Raw genomic sequence first — 19646 nt, 5'->3', positions numbered from 1 at the left:
AGGGCCGGTGGGCCCGAAAGGGCCGACGTGGTCTGGGCGCCAAGGGCGCGGAACGGGGCGAACGGCCCCGGGGCCGTATCAGGCGACGGCGGAACCCACCCGGTCGCGCAGATAGTCGATGAGGTCGCCAACGGAGGACAGGCGCGGCAGCAGATCCTGCACGCTCATCGTCTCCAGTCCGCTCAACTGCTCCTGAATGCGGTCCTTCAGCTCCATCACCATCACCGAGTCGAATCCCAGGTCCTCGTAGAGGAGGGAGGCGGGTGACACCTCGTCGGGCGCGTAGCCGCCCACGGCTGCGACGGCTTCGATCACCGCCCCGGCCACCGAGTCCACGGACGTTGCTTCCCGCGCTGACGGCAACACCCCCAGCGCCTCGCCGGCCCCGGCTGCCACGCTCAGTCCGCGCGCCTCCGGCTCCCCGCCGCCCACGGGCTCGCGGGACCCACCGGCGGCCGGCGCCGGCAACACACCGACGCCCGATGCCGCAGCGGACCGCACGGGACCGCGGGTCCAGAAGCGATGGGCGTCCGAGAAGGCATAGGGAGCCAGGCGTTGCGGTTGCCGTTCCTCCTCCGCGTACGCCGCGTCCCACCACGGCTCCAGACCACTGCGGTACAACTCCGCAACCGCCTGGGCGAGGTCCCGGCCGCCCGCGTCCTCCTTGGGCACCAGGGCGACCCCCTGGCCACCGGTCAGTCCGGACGACCGCAGCCGGCGCGCCATCTGTGTCAGCACCGGCCGGGGGCCGACCTCCACCAGATGCGTGGGCCCCGCCTCCAACAGTTGCGTCGCGGCCTCGCCGAAGAGCACGGGGGCGCTGATGTGCTCGGTCCAGTACTTGGCGTCCATCGGTTCGGCCTCCAGCAACCGGCCGCGGACCGTGGAGTACACGGGCAGCTTGGGCACCCCGCCGCCGGCCTCCTCCGCGACGTCGGCGAACCGCTCCAGCACCGGTTCCATCAACGGCGAGTGGAAGGCATGGGACACCTCAAGCCGCCTGCTGCGGATGCCCTGCTCGCGCAACGACTCCTCGACCCGGGCAAGTGCCGCCAGCTCACCCGACAACACCGTGGCCTGCGGCCCGTTCACCGCACCCACCCCCACCAGGGGTTCCATCTCCACCAGGGGCGCCAACTCCATCGGCGTCGCCCGTACCGACAGCATTCCGCCGCCTTCGGGCAACTCCTCCATCAGCGCACCGCGCGCAGCGATCAACTGCGCTGCCTGCTCCAGCGGAAAGACCTCCGCCAAAACCGCAGCCGCGTACTCGCCGACGCTGTGACCGAGCATGAGGGCAGGTCGTACGCCCAGGTCCGCCATGCTCGACGCCAGTGCGTAGCCGACCGCGAACAGGGCGGGCTGGGTCCACCGGGTGCGGTGCACCGACGGGTCGCCCGAAAGTATGAGATCACGCACCGAAGCACCGGTGTGGGGGGTCAGCGCCGCGTCCGCCTCGTCCAGGTACTTCCGGTACAGCGCCGACTCCTGGTAGAGCCGGGCCGTCATCTTCGGATACTGCGAGCCCTGGCCGGTGAACAGCAGGGCCACCAGCGGCTTGCCCGCGGGGTTTCCGGTGAGCTGGGCCAGCCGGTCGTCGTCGGTCGCCGCCTCGCGCAGGGCAGCGGCCAGTTCACCCGTTTCCTGGGCGGGCACAGCGAAGCGGTAGCGGTGGCCCGTCTTGACCCGGTTACTGTTCCAGCACAGCGGGCCGACCGGCACCCTGCGCCGCTGCACGGCATCGGCCTGGGCCAGCAGATTGCGCCGCAGCGCCTCCAGGGAGGGAGCGCTCACCGTGAAGACCCCGCTGCCCAGCCCGGTCCGACCGCCGGCATCGTGGCTCGACACCGCCTCGGGCCGGGCGGCGTAGGCGGGAGCGGACTCCAACACCGCATGGGCGTTGGTACCCCCCATGCCGAAGCTGCTGAGCCCGCCGATCGCCGGCTTCGACTGGAGCCGCAGCGGGGTCTTGAGCAGCCGCAGACCGTGCTTGGCGAGCTTGAGCGCCGGATTCTCCTTGGTGGCGTAGCGGCTGGCCGGCACCGTTCGATGGTGCAGTGACAGCGCGACCTTGATGAGACCGGCGATGCCGGCCGCACCTTCCGCGTGGCCGATGCTGCCCTTGACCGACCCCACCGCCATCGGACGACCGGTCCGGCCCGCGTGGAGCTGCCCCAACGCCTTGATCTCGATCATGTCGCCGAGCACCGTGCCGGTGCCGTGTGCCTCGGTGAAGGTCACATCGGACGGTTCCACACCGGCCCTGCGGTAGGCGGCCGTCAGCACGTCCTGTTGTGACCAACGGTTGGGCGCGGTGATGCCGTTGCTGCGCCCGTCCTGGTTGACGGCCGTCCCCCGGATGACGGCGTACACCGGTTGACCGTCCGCGACCGCGTCCTCTAGGCGGCGCAGTACGACGGCACCGACGCCCTCGCCGCGGCCGATGCCGTCGGCCTCGGCACTGAACGGCTTGCACCGGCCGTCGGGGGCCGACAGACCGGCCTGGGTGTAGAAGATGTTGAGCGCGGGGGTGAGGGCCACATTGACCCCGGCGGCGATGGCGGTGTCACATTCTCCCGACAGCAGTGCGTTGCAGGCGAGGTGCACGGCGACCAGCGAGGACGAGCACGCCGTGTCCACGGCCAGGCTCGGCCCCTTGAGGTCGAGGTGGTAGGAGACCCGGTTGGCCGTCATGCAGTAGCCGTTGCCCGAGCCCACCTGCGCCGTGACCCGGGCGTAGTCGGTGAGGTGCAACTGCGCCCACTCATTGCCCATGATGCCGACGAACACCCCGGTGGGGGTCCCGGCCAGCTTCTGCGGGGCGATCCCGGCGTCCTCCACGGCCCGCCAGGCGCATTGCAGCAGCAGCCGCTGCTGGGGGTCCATCGCCGCGGCTTCCCGCGGCGAGATGGTGAAGAACTCGTTGTCGAAGGCGTCGGGGTCGCTGATGAATCCGCCCTCGACCGTGTTGGCATGGCCTTCTGCGCCGGTGGGGGAGTGGAAGTCGCGGGCGTTCCACCGCTGCCCTGGCACCTTTCCCACTCCCTCGTCGGAGCGCATCAACATGTCCCAGTAGGCACCGGGGTCGGGCGCCCCGGGGAAGCGGCAGTCCAGCCCGACGATGGCTATCGGTCTCATCGGGCCTCACTCTGCACATCTCGCAGCTCCTCGACGAGGTGCCCGGCCAGCGCGTCGACGGTGGGGTAGTCCCAGGCCACGGTCGGCTCCAGGACGAGGTCGAAGTCCTCCTCGATGTCGCCGCACAGGCTGAGCGCAGCGACCGAGTCCAGCCCGTACTCGGCCAGCGGGACGGTGGACACGATCTCGGACGGCGACCGCTGGAGGTACAGCGCGATGCGGTCGGCGAGCCAGCTGCTCAGCGACTCGACGCTGTGCTCGGTGCGCTCGGTGCTCGTGGGGCGGTCGGTCGCGGGAACAGACATGGGGTACTCCTCGGTGGAAGCGCTGGGAGGCGGAATCAGCCGGCCAGCGGAGTGTCGTAGAGGTCGTAGCTACGGCGTTCGTGGAAGCGCCGCAGCACTTCCTCGTGCACGCGGCCTGCACAGGCGGGAGGCAGATCGGCCGGGCGCTGCCCCAGCCGGCGGGCGAGGCGGTGCAGTGCGGCGGCGGCCCAGGCGGGGTCGGCGAGGAAGGAGTCCCCACCGTCCCGCGCGGCCCGCCACACACCCAGCACCGCCGCCGCCGCGAGGAAGACCGCATAGCGGTCGGCGAGGGCGAAACTGGCCGGGCTGGCCAGCGCGGTCCTGTCCTGTGGGGAAAGGTTGAGGCTGTCCTCCTGGAGCTGTCTGAGCTGGTCCAGCATTCGCATCACCAGGGACTGCACCGCCAACTCCTCGGGGGAGCCGCTGGGCAGGTCGTCGACCGCCGCCACCAGGGAGGCACTGAGACTGTCCCGCCCGCTGGCCAGCGCCAACCGGTCGAAGGGAATGTCCCCCAGCGCCGTGCGCGGCTCGAACAGCGCCCGGGGTGCCTCGTCGCCTGCGAACCAGGCACGTCGGGCCAGCCGGGAGAGCTGCGGGATGATGGTCGCCTGGCAGGCTGCCGAGCCCGCGTGTCCGAGACTGAGCACCGGTAGGTCGCGCACGTGCTTCTGGAAGAGGCCGAACTCGCCCTCGCGCACGTAGAAGCGCGCACCGAGCACGATCGACAGGTCGTACATGGTGTCCGTGAGCATCTTGGGCACCAGGTACTTCACCGCAGCCGCGTACACACTGGTCTCGTCGGGAAGCAGATGCACCGCACGGGTGCCCACCAGGGCCAGGCTGTCGCAGATCAGCAGATCGAGGAAGGCGCCCGTCAATGTGGCCGAGGCATGGGGGATCTCCATCACGGTCCGCCGGTACAACTGCCGCCCGACCGCGAACCGCACCACCGTGCGCAGACTCGTATCGAGCGCGCCGATCGCCATCCCGGGAATCGCGCTGCGGGTGATCTGGAACGAGCGCAGGGCCAGTTCCACACCTTGGCCCACGGCACCCACCCGGGCGGACTCGGGCACCGGGCAGTCGGTGAAGTCCAGGCCCGAGAGCCGGCAGCCGCGGACCCCGACCGCGCTGTAGCGCGGCAGGACCCCGAAGCGCTCGGCGTCGAGTTGGTCCCGTTCGACGAGGAGCACCGAATGGCTGCGGCTGCCCGGGCTCTCGTCCGTGCGGCTGAAGAGGGAGAACGCGGCTGCCCTGTCGGCGTTGTTGATGACCTCCTTGCGCCCGTTGAGCCGATAGCCCCCGGGATACGGGTCGGCACGGAACTCGTTGCGGACGAAATCGTTGCCATGCGGCAGTTCGTGGTACGCGACCGAGACCTTCGACCCGGCCAGCAGCAAGTCGGCCAACCGCCGGCGCTGCTCGTCGCTGCCGGCGGTCCACACATTGGCCGCCGCCATGAACGAGGTGATGCCGTAGCCGAGGCCGAGGGCCACATCGCGCCGAAAGACATGACGCATCGTTCGGACGAGGGTGTCGAGCCGGTCGAGCCGGCCGCCGAGCGCGGTCGGCACGAACTCGGCGTTGAACACCACGTCGTCGAGGAGCTGTTCTCCCGCGGGCGGCAGTTCGCCCGCTTCGTCGGCGGCGACGATCTGGGCCGCGGACAGGGGGTTGGCAGCGTCTTCGGGGTCACCGAAGCGTCGTTCCAACTCCGCGACGCGCTCCTTGGCCGCGTCCTCCTGTGTCTGGTCGACGCCCGACAGAAGGCGTTCGGCCTGGCCGGTCGGGACCGCATCGCCGCGGAGCCCCTGGACGGCGGGATCACTCAGCATGACGCCCCCTCGGATGACCGGGCGTTCGGTGCAACGCTCGGGTGTCGATGACAGCGGACCCGGCTTGCGGATCGCTGTCGTGGTGCCCCGTCGCCGGTGGGCGCGAGGTCGCGGCGGGTGCCGCATTGCCCGTTGAAGGACGCGAAGGGCTCGACGGGCGAACCGGCGCCGTGCCCGGTGGGGCGCCGGTCACCGGATCCGATGGACTGCCCGGTGGGTCCGCGGTGGCGACCCCGGGATGCAGTCGAAGCGCGAAGAGGGAGAACAGCGCCCCGGCCCGGCCGGCTGCGCGCAGTTCCTCCAACAGGTGCGGAAACGCCTCGGGCGACTCCGGGCCGGATTCGCCCAGGCGGATCAATAGGCGATCGAGCGCGGCACGCAGCCACACCGCGTCACGCCACAGACCACCGGTGGCTCCCGCCCCGCCGGCCACATGGTTGTTCACCCACAGCCCGAGGCAGGCCGCGCCGGCCAGACACAGGCTGTAGCGCCGGGCGACCTCGAACGCCTCGGGCGGTACGTCGGTCACCACCGTCCGGTATGCGTCCATCGACTCGTGGACCTGCTCGACCACGGCGAGCAGTCGCACTGCCGACGCCACCGCTTGCTTCAGCTCGGGCCGCCGCTCGGCCTCGGCCTCCAACTGCGTGATCGACGTCAGCAGCGTCGCCATGATTCCGCTGCCGCGGCGCGCCACCAGGGACAGCCGCTCGGCCGCCAGCGGGGGCAGCGGCGTCGACAGGTCGAACGCCGCGCCGGCCCCCGTCACATCGCCGCTGCCCCGTCTCCAGCCCCGTACCAGTGAACGGAACTGGTTCACCAGCGAGTTCAGATTGACCAGTGTGTTGCCGTCGAAGAGACCCACGATGCGATGGTCGCGGTCGATCTTCTGGAACATGCCGCGGGCGTGGACGCCCTTGAGGAAGGCACGGGCGCCGAGCACCTTGGTGAGGTCGCCGATGACTGTCTCGGTGCCGGTGGGCACCAGGTACTTCGTGACCGCGGCGACCACACTGAGCTCGTCGGTCGCGGTGTGCACCGAGCGCGCGGCCACCGTTGCGAGGGCCTCGCCGATCAGTACGTCCGCGGCGGCGGACGCCAGTACATGACGGGCCTGCGGCAGATCCACCAGACGCCGCCCGTACAACTCGCGTCCCTCGGCGAAGTCCAACGCGATCCGCAGCGCGTGATCGGCCGCGCCCAACGAGAGGGACGCGCACATGGTCCGGGTGAGCTGGAGGGCCTTGAGGACGGTCTCCACCCCGCTGCCCACCGCACCCACCGCGGCGCCCGCGGCCACCGGGGCCCCGTCGAAGACGATGCCGCTGATGTCCGCGCCCCGGATGCCGTGCGTACGGATCTTGTCCAGGCAGCGGTAGTCGTCGCCGGCGGTGAGGGTGCGCTTGTCGACCAGGAGGACCGTGAATCCGCGCGGCCCGCCCTCCGCGGAGGTACGGGTCAGCACCGACAGCAGACTGCCCCGAGTGGCGTTGTTGATCAGCCACTTCTCCCCGGAGAGCGACCAGCCGCCCGAGCCGTCCGGCTCGCCCAGCACGTCCCCGGCGAGCAGATCGCTGCCGTGGGCCCGCTCGGTGAGCGCCAAGGAGACCGGCAGCGCGGCACGGATGTCCGCGGCCAGTGCACTGGCCTGCTCGGCGGAGCCTGAGACCCAGACGCACACCCCGCCCAGATAGGTCTTGCCGTGCCCGACCGCCACCGTCAGATCACGACGGGCGATCACCCGCATCACCTGGAGGACGGTCTCGTAGTCGGTGAGCCGTCCACCGTGCTCGACCGGAATGTAGTACTCGGGCAGACCCCAGTCCTCCAGCGCCCGGCAGATCTCCGTCGGGAACTCCTCCCGCTCGTCGAGCTCAAGGCAACGAGCGTGGGAGAACACCGCGTCGCGGTCCTCGGGGTCGCCGAGCAGCAGTTCCAGTTCCTGTGCCGCGCGATAGGGGGGATGGTCCATGGGTCAGCCCACCGCAACCAGGGACGGTGACGGTGTTGACGCAGTGGCCTTCGCCCCTTCCACGACCGCGCGGACCCCGGGCTCCAGGACGGCGTGCAGCGGTGTCAGCGCGCCGTCGAGGAACAGCTTCCGCATCAGCGTCCGCTGGATCTTGCCGCTCGTCGTGCGCCGGACGGTGCCGGGGCGGACCAACAGCACGTTCCCCGCCGGCACGGCGAACTCCTGGCCGATCATGCGCTGGACGGAAGTGGTGAGCGTCTTGAGGTCGGACCCCAGGGCCGCGGCTCGCACCTCGTGGATCACCACCAGATGCTCCTGATCACCTGCATCGACACCGAAGACCGCCCCCGAGCCGATGGCCGGGTCCAGCTCGCGGACCGCGCTCTCCACGTCGTACGGGTAGATGTTGCGGCCGTTGATCAGGACCATCTCCTTGAGACGTCCCGTCACGAACACCTCGGGGCCGTCCAGCACCCCGAGGTCCCCGGTGCGCAGCCAGGTTCCGATCGACTCCTGGCCCGCGATCCGGGCACCGAAGACTTCCGCGTTGACCTCGGGTCGCTCCCAGTACCCGGACGCCACACTGGCACCGCGGATCCAGATCTCCCCGACCCTGCCCGATGGCTGCTCGACCAGGGTGGCGGGGTCGACCACGCGCACCTCGAAGTCCTCGGCCTCGGCCACTCCGCTGCTCACCAGCGTCCGGGTGGGCGCGCCCAGATAAGGGCCCTCGATGCGCCCGCGCTCCAACCCGGCCGCGTCCACGTCCCGCAGCAGTGCGCCGCGGTCCTTGGGCGTACCGGTCACCAGCAGCGTCGTCTCGGCCATGCCGTAGCACGGGAAGAAGGCATCGGCGTTGAACCCATAGGGCGCGAAGCGGTTGGTGAAGGCCCTCAGGGTCTCCGCGCGCACCGGCTCGGCGCCGTTGCACGCGGTCCGCAGCGTCGAGAGGTCCACGCCCTCCAACTGGGCGTCGGTGACCCTGCGGACGCAGAGGTCGTAGGCGAAGTTGGGGGCACCGGTGCCGTTCACCCCGTAGTCGCTGATCATCTCAAGCCAGCGGGCCGGTCGGCGCAGGAAGGAAACCGGGGACATCAGCACGCCCACCGTCCCCAGCCACAGCGGCTGGAGGACATGACCGATCAGGCCCATGTCGTGGTAGAAGGGCAGCCAGCCGCCGATGACCATGTCGGACGTGTTGCCCGCCGAGCGGGCGATGGCCGCCTCATTGGCGAGGAGGTTGCCGTGGCTGACCATCACTCCCTTGGGGGAGTTGGTGGATCCCGAGGTGTACTGGAGGAAGGCCAGGTCGTGCCGGTCGAGTTCCGGGTCGCGCCAGGCGCTCGCATCCCCGACCGGTCCGCCGTCGGTGGCCAGGGTGACCACATCGGCGAATCCCTCGGCTGCGAGCCACGCCTCCACCTCGGGGGCGTGCTGGGTCAGTGTCAGCACGGCGCCGACCCGGGCGTCCCGCACGATCGAGGACACCCGCTGGAAGTGCTGTCCCTGCTCGGACGGCAGGGGCGCCGGCACGGCGACCGCACCCGCGTAGAGGCAGCCGACGAACGCCTTGATGAAGTCCAGGCCGGATGGGTAGAGAAGGAGCACCTGGCGTCCCGACAGGCCGCGTTCCTGGAGCCAGGACGCCACGTCCTTGGCGGTGCGATCCAGCTCCAGATAGGGCAGCCGCTCGGGTTCCGCGCTACGCCCGTCGGAGAGGAACACGAATGCGTCCGCGTCACCCCGTTCGTCCGACCGCGTCAGCACCAGCTCCGCGAATGAACTGAATTCCGCCACCGTCTTCCCCTCGCCTTGACGCCATGTGAATCGTGTTGGACCGACTCGTCCCGCCGATCGTCGATTCCCGACCTAAAGGCCCTCTTGCGCACCGGCTGCATCCCCCTGAGGCGGGCGCGTGACGGGCCCCCGCCCGCCTCAGGGGACCCCGTCACGCGCCCGGGACGCCGTGGGGAATTCGGAGGATCGTGGGCGGGCACGGTGTAGGTCCGGGCACGTCGATCGTCGGCTGCGCTGGTCGGCCCTCGGGTCGAGCAGGGGCTAGTGCCGCGAGACGGTGCGCCGGCCGTCGGAGCAGGCGGTGTGTTGCAGTCCGCCGGCACCGGGCACGGCGAAAGTTCCGGGCAGGGCGAAGGGCCCGGGTACGGCGAAGGGTCCGGGACGTGGAGCACAGTCCCGGACCCATCGAGCAGACGTCGGCGCTCCGGGGGCATCGCCCGGTCAGTGCCCGCCGTCTAGGAGAGCCGGCCTGGGCCCTCCAGTTGTGCCCACAGCGCCCGTTCGCTCGGGGAGGGCGGGACCTCCACCACGAGCCGCTCCGGATGCGCGGGCGGCGGACCCGCCAACTGCGCAGCGGACTCGTCGCGGTCGTCGTCGCGGCTCGCCGCGTCCTTGGCCATCCACTCCCGTGAGGCCGTGTGGAAGGAGTCGGCGGGAAGCGTTCCCGCCATGGCCGCCAGCGAGGCGAAGCCCCGCATCACGAACCTTCCCAGCCACCGCGCACCGTGCCGGATCGATCGTCGTCCGCCCGAAGGAATCGCCATCGATGTGCCTCTCAGGTCGACTGCTCGGTGACGTCCACGGTCAGTTGGACGTGCTCCGGTGGCCGTGGCACCTGCTCCTCGGTCAGCTCGTGGCGGAAGGAGACCGTGCCGTCCACGTCCTCACCCGTCTCCGTGAAGCCGACGGAGGGATAGAGCCCGCGCACCCGGTGGTTCTTGGCGGTCGGCCGATAGCGGGCCTCCACGCCGGGTGCACCGGCCTGACTCGCCCGTTGGAGGAGCGCCGAGAGGCACGCCTCCTCGATGCCACGGGCGAACACCCGGCAGCTGAGCAACATGTTGTCGATGTGCCAGGCGCCACCCGTCCCGACCCCGCTGACCAGGATGACCCCCACCAGCCCGTTGTCCCCGAACCGGTCCGCGGAGCGGATCGCCAGTACCAGGTGTTCGGGTGATTCACGACGGGCCCGTACATCCGCCTGCTGAAGTCGTTCGGTGGTCAGATTGAACTGGTTCGTGCGCAGGGTGACTTGGGAGACCCGGGCGATCTCGTGCTCCCGCACCGGCGAGAGGGAGACCTGGACGCCGAGGCCCGCCAGATACTCCTCCATGGACCCGGCACTCTCCTGGAGGTCCTGCCGGGCGGCGTCGGTCCGGTACAGAGCGGCGCGGGCACGGTCCTCGGCGGTCAACTCGGGAACGTCGAACCAGCCGTCCGCCAGGAGTCGTTCGACGTGGAGCGCCGGCTCCTCATCGAGTCGGACCACCGCCACCCCCGGCAGGCTGCCCGCCACCAGACCGCACTCGAACGGGGAGTCGTCGGCGAAGACGAAGCTGTCCACACCCAGGTTCAACCGCCGGGCGATCTCCAGCAGATTCCCGTCCTTGGGGTCCCAGTTGGCGTTGACCCGTACGAAGTCCTTCTCCCGCAGGGCCATGTCGGGATGGTCGCGCAACACCTGGAGGACCGGCTCGCGGTCGTTCTTGCTGCACACCGCCAGCAGGACGCCCTGGGCACCGATCTGCCCCACGACCTGTTGGAACCGTCCGAACGCCTCCCCGCGGTAGGTGGTCGCGGCGGCGATGCCCTCCGGTCCGTCGTCGCCGAGGATGCCGTCCCACAGGGTGTTGTCCAGATCGACCACCAGGACCTTCTTGGTGCGTCCGCGCAGACCGCGGGCGAGGTGTCCCACCTCCCGTGCGTAGCCGGCGAGCAGTTCGTCGCCGAGGAGGACCTTGGCGTACGCGGCCAGCCTCGGTTCGTGCACCGGACCGCTGGTGGCCACCAGCGGGTCGAGGTCCACGACGTGCACCCGGTCGTGGTCGACCGACAACCGCAGCAGACCCGCGTTGAACTCGCGCCAGATCACTCCCAGTCGAGCCCGCGAGCGCGCGTCCACCAGCCGGCGGACATGGCTGCGCAGCAGGGGGAGGGTGTTCAGGACCAAGGTGCCCGTGCCCTCGGTGACATAGCGCTTTGCGAGGGAGCCGATCAGGGCGAGCTTGGCGGTGGCGATCCGCTCCACGTCCTCCACCAGCCAGGGGTGCGGCAGTTCATCGAAGACGATCTGTGCATCGAGGACGCACAGGGCGATCTCCGCCCGTGTCGTGTAGAACTCGCTGCCGGTGTCCTGGAGGTCGCGGAACCAGGAGCCGAAGTCGCCGGAGTGGTGGCGCAGCAGCAGTCCGTGCCGGGCGAGTTCGGCGGTCAGGGGGGCGGTGAGCCCGCTCAGGGTGGAGTGCCCGGTGACCGCGACGGTGACCGCGGCGGTGTCGGGGTGCTCGGCCAGGATCTCGTCCGGCTTCACCCGGGCCAGTAGCTGACCTGCCCGCACCAGGTCCGGGGCGGGCGGGCCTGCGGGATCGCCCGCCGATGCCAACTCGGCCAGCAGGCCGGGCACCTCGGGGTACGCGTGGGCGAGCCGCCCGTCGCGGTGGAGGGCGCGCAGCCGGTCCAGTGGCCCGATCCGCTCGCCCACGGTGGTGCTCGCAACCGTGGCCATGCTCTCTCCGTTCACCGACGTTCACTTCACAGGGCATTTGCGCTGGGTGTCGCCCTGTTCGTCGGTTCGGTGCCAGGCCCCGGGGCGCTGCCCCGCCCCAGGGCGCACGGCGCCGCTGCGACGGGCGACGACCTTCAGCGTCGCGGAGGTGTCTTAAGGCGGCCTTGAGCGGTTCAGATGCCCCGGAGGCCATGGATCCATGCGTGCCGCTGCCCACGATCGGCGACGAGGGCGAGCCCGTGCCCCTTCGGAGTCCTGTCCCGACGTTCCCGACGTTCTGCCGGCGGTTGACCAGCGCAGGTTCAGCAGTCCTGCGCCGTCCCGTCGACGAGGGAGGACAGCAGTCCGCCGAAGGTCTCGCGCTGCTCCCGGCTCAGTGGGGCCAGGATGTCTTCGGCCGCCGCCAGACGGGCGTCGCGCAGCGTCCGCAGCACGCTGCGGCCCGTGTCGGTCAGCTCGATCCGGGTCACCCGCCGATTGGCGGGGTCGGGCACCCTACGGACGCACCCGCTCTTCTCCAGGCCGTCCACCAGGCTCGTCACCGCACGGGGAACCACCTCAAGACGGGCGGCGAGATCTGCCATCCGTGGAGGTGAGTCACTGAAGTGCGTCAAGGTGCGCAGCAGTCGGGACTGCGCCGGAGTGATGGCGACACCCACCGATTCCAGCTGCCGCTTCTGGCTGCGGTACAGGCGTCGGCTCAGCCTCAGCAACTGCTCGGCCAGCAGGCCGTCGGCGTCGGGGGTGCTCATACGGGAACAATATCAGGATGTTCTTCATTGTGAACATAGGTAACAGTGAGCTAAGCTCTCAAGCGGCTGTCGTACGGTGCGCCACCGGACCTATGAACGCCGAGTGCGATCGACTGCTGCGAGCGGGGGCGGACCCCGGCCGCAGGCCCCCGTGCGACCGTCCGCCAGCCACCGTCACTCAAGAACCCGAAGGAGCCCATGCATCCCCTCGAACCCCTGACGCCACCTGCCAAGGACGAAGAACAACCACCCGCCCAGGTGCGCCGCATCCTGCGCCTGTTCCGCCCCTACCGCGGCCGACTGGCGGTGGTCGGCCTGCTGGTGGGCGCGGCGTCCCTCGTCTCCGTCGCCTCCCCGTTCATGCTGCGGGAGATCCTCGACACCGCCATCCCCGACGGCCGCACCGGACTGCTGTCCCTGCTGGCGCTCGGGATGATCGCTTCCGCGGTGATGACGAGCGTCTTCGGCGTGCTCCAGACCCTGATCTCCACCACCGTCGGCCAACGCGTCATGCACGATCTGCGCACGGCCGTTTACGCCCAACTCCAGCGGATGCCGCTCGCCTTCTTCACCAAGACCCGCACCGGCGAAGTCCAGTCCCGTATCGCCAATGACATCGGCGGCATGCAGGCCACGGTGACCTCCACGGCGACCTCCCTGGTCTCCAACCTCACCGCCGTCATCGCCACCATCGTCGCCATGCTCGCCCTCGACTGGCGGCTGACGCTCGTGACGCTGCTCCTGCTGCCCGTCTTCGTGGCGATCAGCCGACGGGTCGGCCGGGAGCGCAAGAAGGTCACCACCCAGCGGCAGAAGCAGATGGCCGCCATGGCCGCCACCGTCACCGAGTCCCTCTCGGTCAGCGGCATCCTGCTGGGGCGGACGATGGGCCGGGCCGACTCGCTCACCGACTCCTTCTCCCGGGAGTCCGACCGGCTCGTCGACCTCGAAGTGCGCTCCAGCATGGCCGGACGCTGGCGGCTGGCCATCATCGGCATCGTCATGGCCGCCATGCCGGCGATCATCTACTGGACGGCGGGCATCGCCATGCAGGGCGGCGGTCCGGCGATTTCGATCGGCACGCTCGTGGCCTTCGTCTCCCTCCAGCAGGGGCTGTTCCGCCCCGCGGTGAGCCTGCTCTCCACCGGTGTGGACATGCAGACCTCGCTCGCACTCTTCCAGCGCATCTTCGAATACCTCGACCTGCCCGTCGACATCACCGAACCCGCCGAACCGGTCCGGCTCGACCCGGTCCGCGGTGAGGTTCGCTTCGACGGCGTCACCTTCGGCTACGACCGCAACCAGCCGCGCCCCACCCTGGACACCCTCGACGTCACGGTCCCCGCAGGGGGCAGCCTCGCCGTCGTCGGCGCGACCGGTTCCGGCAAGTCCACGCTCAGCTATCTGGTGCCCAGGCTGTACGACGTCACCGGTGGCCGGGTCACCCTTGACGGGGTCGATGTACGCGACCTCGACTTCGACACCCTCGCCCGTGCCGTGGGGGTCGTCTCCCAGGAGACCTATCTCTTCCATGCATCCGTCGGCGACAATCTGCGCTTCGCCAAACCGGACGCCACCGATGCGGAGCTGGAGGCAGCCGCGCGGGCCGCACAGATCCACGACCACATCGCCGCACTGCCCGAGGGCTACGACACCCTCGTGGGAGAGCGCGGATACCGGTTCTCCGGCGGTGAGAAGCAGCGGTTGGCCATCGCCCGCACGATCCTGCGCAACCCACCGGTCCTCATCCTCGACGAGGCGACCAGCGCCCTCGACACCCGTACGGAACAGGCCGTCCAGCAGGCGATCGACTCGCTCTCCCAGGGGCGTACGACCATCACCATCGCCCATCGGCTCTCCACCGTGCGTGACGCCGACGAGATCGTCGTGCTGGAGGCGGGACGCATTGCGGAGCGCGGCACACACGATGAACTGCTCGCCCAGAACGGTCGGTACACCGCACTGGTCCGCAGGGACGCGAAGGCAGCGGCACCCGTCCATGCCGCGATCGATGAGGACTCCCGGGCGGCGGCACCGATTCCGCAGTGATGATCCGCCCGCTGCCCGGCCTCTCGATCGAGCGCGGGCGCACCTCGGACCCAGACTTCAGACTGAAGCGTCTGGGCGAGTGTCGACTCCAGCTAGACGAGTGCGGACTCCTGCGCCAGCAACTCCTGGATCTCCCGGACCGCGGCCCGCCCGGCCCGGTTGGCCCCCACCGTCGATGCGGAGGGCCCATATCCCACCAGATGGACCCGTCCGTCCCGAACGGCCCGGGTCCCCGCCATCCGAATGCCGCCCCCTGTCTCCCGCAGCTTCAGCGGAGCGAGATGCTCGATGGCGGCGCGGAAACCGGTCGCCCAGAGGATGACGTCCACCGCGACGGTCTGTCCGTCGTCCCACTCGGCCCCCGTCGGGGTGATCCGGTCGAACATCGGCAGCCGATCCAGCACCCCTTGCTCACGGGCTCGCCGGACCGCATCGGTCACCGGAAGGCCGGTCACCGACACCACGCTCTGCGGTGGCAATCCTTGACGCACCCGCTCCTCGACCAGCGACACCACCGCCCGACCGCGGTCCTCGTCGAACGGCTCGTCGACGAAGACCGGAGGACGCCGGGTGACCCAGGTGGTCTCTGCCGCAACGGGGGCGATCTCCATGAGGTGCTGTGTTCCTGAAGCGCCGCCGCCGACCACGAGAACTCGCTGACCTGCGAACTCCTGCGGTCCTTGGTACTGCGCCGTGTGGAGTTGGCGCCCCTCGAAGCTCTCCTGATCCGGATAGCGCGGCCAGAACGGTCGGTCCCAGGTGCCGGTCGCGTTGATCAGCGCCCGAGTCGACCAGCGTCCGGCCGACGTCTCGACGAGCAGCCGTCCGCCTTCGCCCTCGCGCACGGCGCTCACATCGACCGGCCGCAGCACCTCCAGCCCGAAGCGCTCCTCGTACGCGGCGAAGTACTCGCCGATCACTTCCGCCGACGGTCGCCCGTCATCCGCTCCCGTCAGCTCCATTCCGGGGAGGGTGTGGATGCCGTGCACCTTGCCGAAGGTGAGCGAGGGCCAGCGGAACTGCCAGGCGCCGCCTGGTCGCGGGGCATGGTCGAACACCACGAAGTCCCGCCCGGGCACGAGCCCCACCCGCCGTAGGTGGTACGCCGCGGAGAGCCCCGCCTGCCCGGCGCCGACGACCACCACATCCACGTCCTGCACCCCAGAGTCGTTCACGCTTCTACCAACGGTGGGGGACTCGCGGATCTTCCCGACCCACGACAATCGACGCCCTGCGAGAAGATGGCCCCATGCCCGGACCCTTCACCACGCAACTGCTCTCCGTGACCACTGGCTCGGAGGAGACCGTGACCGATCTGACCGAGGACTGCGAACGGTTCCTCCAGGAGGCCGCACAGGGCAGGGACGGCCTGTTGAACGTCTTCGTCCCCCACGCCACGGCAGGCATCGCGATCATCGAGACCGGCGCCGGGAGCGACGATGACCTGCTCACCGCGCTCCACGCCCTGCTTCCCTCGGACGAACGCTGGCAACACCGCCACGGCACCCCGGGGCACGGCCGCGACCATGTCCTCCCGGCCTTCGTCCCACCGCACGCCACACTGCCGGTCATCGCCGGCCGGCTCGAACTCGGCACCTGGCAGTCGGTGTGCCTCGTCGACACCAACCGGGACAACCCTCGCCGCCAGGTGCGGCTGAGCTTCCTGGGCTAGGGACTCACCACGTTGGGACACGGCATCGGTGGCGTCCGAGGACCGCGAGCGAGCAGCCAGCCGATGGGCTGCCGGAGCGACCTCAGCCCGCCGGGTAGAAGATGAACAGCGTGCAGCCGGTGGTGGACGAGGGCACGTGCCACGACCCGGCCGGGGCATGCAGGAACGTGCCCGCAGGGTAGTCGCGTGCTCCGTCGTTGAAGGTGCCGGCAACCACGTAGACCTCCTCAGGACCAGGCTCGTGGACATCGCGGTGCGGCCAGGAGGTGCCCGCGTCCATCTCCAACACGTTGGCGTGCGCACCGGTTGGCCCCCGCCATAGGGGGCGCAATCGGATGCCGGGGAACAGCTCACGGACAGGGGATTCGTCGACAGAGACGGAGGTGTAGCCCTCCTGGGCAAGGATCTCAGGGTGCATGTCGGCAACAGTGCCGTGCGTGGGGCGCGACGGGACAGAGACTGTAATGACACCATGAGGTACTTTCGTGCCAAGCATCACGTGGTAACTCTGGTGCAGCTGCCGGGCGTTCGCGCTGGCCCTGGACTGCTGGACGGCCGTTCGGCCCCCCGCACCGGGCGTGCAGAGCAACTGCGGTGTGTTCCCCGGCTGGGCACGAACATGGGGATCAAGCGAGTCGCAGTGAAGTACACCACCGCCCTGCGCCTGGGCACCGCCGAGGCCGAGCAGGTCCTGCGGCGTTTCACCCGCGGCGGTCCCAAGCACCCCACGTACCGGGCGATCGAGGAACTGGGGCGGGCGGTGCGTACGGCGTTCATCTGTGACTACCTCGCGGACGCCAGCCTGCGCCGCGAGATCAAAGATGGGCTCCAGGTCGTGGAGAACTGGAACTCCGCCAACCACGACCTGTTCTACGGCAAGGTCGGCTCGGCAACCTGTGGGCGTGCAATCCGTCCTCTTCGGCGGGCAGTTGGATCTTTGGCTGGTCTGATGCGTTGAGCGGCGTGCCGGCTCAAGGGCGAGCCGGGTGGCTACGGCGCTGGTGGGTTCTCGGTGGCGAAGTCCGCGATGTGTCCGGCGGTGGCGGCGGGGGCTTCGAAGGGGAGCATGTGGCCGTGGTCGTCGAGGATGTGTGTGCTTCGCGGGTGGAGCAGGTCGGTGACGGTGGGGAGTTGGTCGATCGGGGTGATGTGGTCGTGCCGTCCCCAGAGCAGCATGGTTGGCACGTGGAGTTTTCCAGCGGTCCGGTAGAGGTCGTGGCCGTGGTGGAGGGGGACGTCGCGCAGGGTGGTGAGTACGGCGTGGACGGTGCCTTCGAACCGGGCCGGTGCGGCGAGGAGTCGGGTGAGGCGTTGTGCGTCCTCGGGGGTGCGGACGTTGTGGCGGGCGTGCTGGGCGAGGATGCGGCGTCCGAGGTGCATGCCGGTGTGCCGGGCGAGGGCGGGGCAGCGCAGGAGCCGTTGTAGGCCGGGGTTGGGGGCGGCGAATCCGGCGGGTCCGATGAGGGTGAGGGAGCGGGGGGCGGCGGTGGCTGGGGTGGTGAGGTGGGTCAGGGCGATGAGGGCCCCCATGGAGGCGCCGACCAGGTGCTGGGCGGGGCCGGCTGCGGTGGCGTCGAGGAGTTCGGCGAGTTGCCGTTGGAAGAGGCGCAGGTCGTAGGGGCCGGTGATGCGGTCGGACCAGCCACGTCCGTAGGCGCTGTAGGACAGGGTGCGCAGGCCGCGCCGGTGGAGGTGGCCTGCGGTGTCGTCCCAGTAGCCGAGGGGAATGGTCAGGCCGGGGGTGAGGACGGTGAGCGGTCCGTCGGCGGGGCCGGCCAGGCGGTAGTGGGTGATGCCGTCGCTGAGGCGGACGAAGGAGCCGTCGACGGCAGCGCGGGCACTGTCGTCCAGGGCATGGTCTTCGCCGCAGGCCCGGTAGGGGCGGTTCTTCGCCGTACGGGGGGTCATGGCAGGGGCTCCAGGAAGGTGCGGACGGCGGTGGTGACGGCTTCGGGTGCTTCTTCGGGCATCAGGTGGCCGACGCCGGGCAGGACTGCCTCCCGGCTGTCGGGGATGTCACGGGCGAAGTGCTGGCCGTCGATGTTCTCGCCGTACAGCACCAGGGTGGGGGCGGTGATGTCGGACAGGTGGGCGGTGCGGTCCGGCTGGTCGGTGCGGGCGAGGTCGATGAACGCTTGCCGGTTGCCGGGGCGGCCGGTCATGGCGTGGGTGCGGTCGATGAGGGTGTCGGGGACGGTGAAGGCGGAGCCGGCGGCGGAGCGCAGGGTCGCGGCGGTGGCGCGGCGTGATCCGGCGCGGCGGAGCAGGGGGCGGGTGAGGGGGTTGCGGGCCAGGCGCATCGCGAGGGGGAGGGTCTTGCCGGGATAGCCGGTGGCGTTCATCAGGATCAGGCGGTCCACGCGGCCGGGGTGGTCCAGGGCGAGGTTCCAGGCGATGTTGCCGCCCAGGGAGTGGCCGGCCACGGAGCAGGTCTTCACGGCGAGCGCGTCGATGAGGCGTGCGAGGAAGGCGGCGTAGGTCGTGATGCGGTAGTCGCGGTCGGGCCGGGGGCCGGTGAGGCCGAATCCGGGCAGGTCGGGGCGGATGACGTCGTGGTCGGTGTGCAGGGGAGGGGCGATGCGGTCGAAGGCTTCGAGGCTGGAGCCAGAGCCGTGCAGCAGGAGCAGAGGGGGGCCTGTGCCCGCGCGGCGGTAGCGCACCCGCATGGAGTCGAGGTCGGCCCAGTAATCGTGGTCGTGCCGCCCGCTGGTCATGCAGCCTCCTGTTATCGGCAACACTGTAGCCGTTTATATGGGGGCAGCTTAGCCAGCGGTCGGCGCGAGAGGCAACGAGTGCGGCGCCCCGCATGTGCGGGACGCCGCGGTGGCGCGTACGGGCGGGTTCAGGTGGCGGTGAGGGCGGCCTGGGGGCCGATGGCGTCGGCCCAGGCGTCCTCGACACCCTCCAGCGGGAAGGTCCGGACGTCGAGGGTGACGCGCTGGTCGGCGACGAGCGGGAGATAGTCGCGCATGTCGAAGGGGCCGATGCCGCTGCCGCTCAGGCGGACGGGGCGGCTGCGTAGGAGTGAGGCGGGCACGGTCGCCCCTCGCCGATCACCGCGCCGATCTCGACGTAGTCGACCGCGTCCGTGCCGGGCATCTTGGATAGGGCGCCGAAGGCGGCTTCGGCGGCGGTGCCCCACAGGAAGTCCAGGACGAGGTCGGGGGTCGAGTCGCCGAGGCGTGCGGCCGCCGCGTCGACGCCGGGCACCAGCGGGTAGGCGCCGGTGCTGCTGTAGTGGCGCCCGGTGGCCTTGGACCGCACGACCGGGTGGATCGCGGCCGCGACCAGGTCCACCAGATGTTCACCGGCGCCCGCCTCGGGCTCGGGGGAGTCCAGGTACCGCGGGGAGGCCCCCGCCCGTGTGGCCACTGCCGCCTTCATCGCTGCCTCCACTGTCA

16 protein-coding genes and 1 pseudogene are annotated in these 19646 nt (G+C 70.3%); 3 read left to right on the top strand and 14 right to left on the bottom strand.

Annotation, left to right across the window (positions count from 1 at the left end; all coding sequences use genetic code 11):
* Positions 1-78: 78 nt before the first annotated feature.
* The 8 genes from OID54_RS06100 to OID54_RS06065 all read right to left on the bottom strand — a co-directional run bounded on the left by OID54_RS06100 (position 79) and on the right by OID54_RS06065 (position 12524).
* The gene (locus OID54_RS06100; protein ID WP_329015045.1) at positions 79-3138 is read right to left on the bottom strand and encodes a type I polyketide synthase; all 3060 of its coding nucleotides are present in this window, start codon (positions 3136-3138) and stop codon (positions 79-81) included.
* Positions 3135-3443 (bottom strand): acyl carrier protein, encoded by a 309-nt coding sequence (locus OID54_RS06095; RefSeq protein WP_329015041.1) that lies wholly within the window; start codon positions 3441-3443, stop codon positions 3135-3137. Before OID54_RS06095 ends, OID54_RS06100 begins: the two co-directional genes overlap by 4 nt.
* Positions 3444-3478: 35 nt before the next feature.
* Positions 3479-5278, bottom strand: a complete 1800-nt coding sequence (locus OID54_RS06090) for an acyl-CoA dehydrogenase family protein (protein WP_329015039.1) — start codon at positions 5276-5278, stop codon at positions 3479-3481.
* Entirely contained in the window at positions 5268-7250 is a 1983-nt protein-coding gene (locus tag OID54_RS06085; RefSeq protein WP_329015037.1) for an acyl-CoA dehydrogenase family protein, read from the bottom strand. Before OID54_RS06085 ends, OID54_RS06090 begins: the two co-directional genes overlap by 11 nt.
* 3 nt (positions 7251-7253) lie before the next feature.
* Positions 7254-9047, bottom strand: a complete 1794-nt coding sequence (locus OID54_RS06080; RefSeq protein ID WP_329015034.1) for a fatty acyl-AMP ligase — start codon at positions 9045-9047, stop codon at positions 7254-7256.
* A gap of 455 nt (positions 9048-9502) precedes the next feature.
* Complete coding sequence (locus tag OID54_RS06075; protein WP_329015030.1) at positions 9503-9745, bottom strand: DUF6059 family protein; 243 nt, start codon at positions 9743-9745, stop codon at positions 9503-9505.
* Positions 9746-9822: 77 nt separating this feature from the next.
* Entirely contained in the window at positions 9823-11772 is a 1950-nt protein-coding gene (locus OID54_RS06070) for an HAD-IIIC family phosphatase (RefSeq protein WP_329015025.1), read from the bottom strand.
* A 302-nt stretch (positions 11773-12074) separates the two neighbouring features.
* Positions 12075-12524 (bottom strand): MarR family winged helix-turn-helix transcriptional regulator, encoded by a 450-nt coding sequence (locus OID54_RS06065; RefSeq protein ID WP_329015022.1) that lies wholly within the window; start codon positions 12522-12524, stop codon positions 12075-12077.
* Positions 12525-12722: 198 nt separating this feature from the next.
* On the opposite strand from OID54_RS06065, the gene OID54_RS06060 reads away from it, so the two are divergent.
* On the top strand, positions 12723-14573 hold the full coding sequence (locus tag OID54_RS06060; protein ID WP_329015018.1) for an ABC transporter ATP-binding protein: 1851 nt from the start codon (positions 12723-12725) through the stop codon (positions 14571-14573).
* Between the two features lie 92 nt (positions 14574-14665).
* Here OID54_RS06060 and OID54_RS06055 read toward each other — a convergent pair whose 3' ends face one another.
* The gene (locus OID54_RS06055; protein ID WP_329027291.1) at positions 14666-15733 is read right to left on the bottom strand and encodes an NAD(P)-binding domain-containing protein; all 1068 of its coding nucleotides are present in this window, start codon (positions 15731-15733) and stop codon (positions 14666-14668) included.
* 89 nt (positions 15734-15822) lie between these two features.
* Here OID54_RS06055 and OID54_RS06050 point away from each other — a divergent pair, with 89 nt between their 5' ends.
* Positions 15823-16245, top strand: a complete 423-nt coding sequence (locus OID54_RS06050) for a secondary thiamine-phosphate synthase enzyme YjbQ (RefSeq protein WP_329015015.1) — start codon at positions 15823-15825, stop codon at positions 16243-16245.
* 82 nt (positions 16246-16327) lie between these two features.
* On the opposite strand, the gene OID54_RS06045 is transcribed toward OID54_RS06050, so the two are convergent.
* Complete coding sequence (locus OID54_RS06045; RefSeq protein WP_329015012.1) at positions 16328-16663, bottom strand: cupin domain-containing protein; 336 nt, start codon at positions 16661-16663, stop codon at positions 16328-16330.
* Positions 16664-16885: 222 nt separating this feature from the next.
* Between OID54_RS06045 and OID54_RS06040 the strand changes: the two are divergent.
* Positions 16886-17149, top strand: a pseudogene (locus OID54_RS06040) (Tn3 family transposase); the annotation flags it as partial.
* Between the two features lie 86 nt (positions 17150-17235).
* On the opposite strand, the gene OID54_RS06035 reads toward OID54_RS06040, so the two are convergent.
* From OID54_RS06035 to OID54_RS06020, 4 genes are all read right to left on the bottom strand, one after another.
* On the bottom strand, positions 17236-18153 hold the full coding sequence (locus tag OID54_RS06035; RefSeq protein ID WP_329015009.1) for an alpha/beta fold hydrolase: 918 nt from the start codon (positions 18151-18153) through the stop codon (positions 17236-17238).
* Positions 18150-18959, bottom strand: coding sequence for an alpha/beta fold hydrolase (locus tag OID54_RS06030; RefSeq protein WP_329015005.1), 810 nt, complete (start codon positions 18957-18959; stop codon positions 18150-18152). Before OID54_RS06030 ends, OID54_RS06035 begins: the two co-directional genes overlap by 4 nt.
* Before the next feature lie 128 nt (positions 18960-19087).
* A complete protein-coding gene (locus OID54_RS06025) occupies positions 19088-19282 on the bottom strand; it encodes a hypothetical protein (protein ID WP_329015002.1) in 195 nt (64 codons plus the stop codon).
* On the bottom strand, positions 19243-19629 hold the full coding sequence (locus OID54_RS06020; protein ID WP_329014999.1) for a hypothetical protein: 387 nt from the start codon (positions 19627-19629) through the stop codon (positions 19243-19245). Before OID54_RS06020 ends, OID54_RS06025 begins: the two co-directional genes overlap by 40 nt.
* Between the last annotated feature and the right edge of the window lie 17 nt (positions 19630-19646).

This window comes from Streptomyces sp. NBC_00690, assembly GCF_036226685.1.
GTDB lineage: Bacteria > Actinomycetota > Actinomycetes > Streptomycetales > Streptomycetaceae > Streptomyces.
The sequence above is the reverse complement of the archived record's forward strand: the minus strand, read 5'-3'. Positions and strand labels throughout refer to the sequence as shown.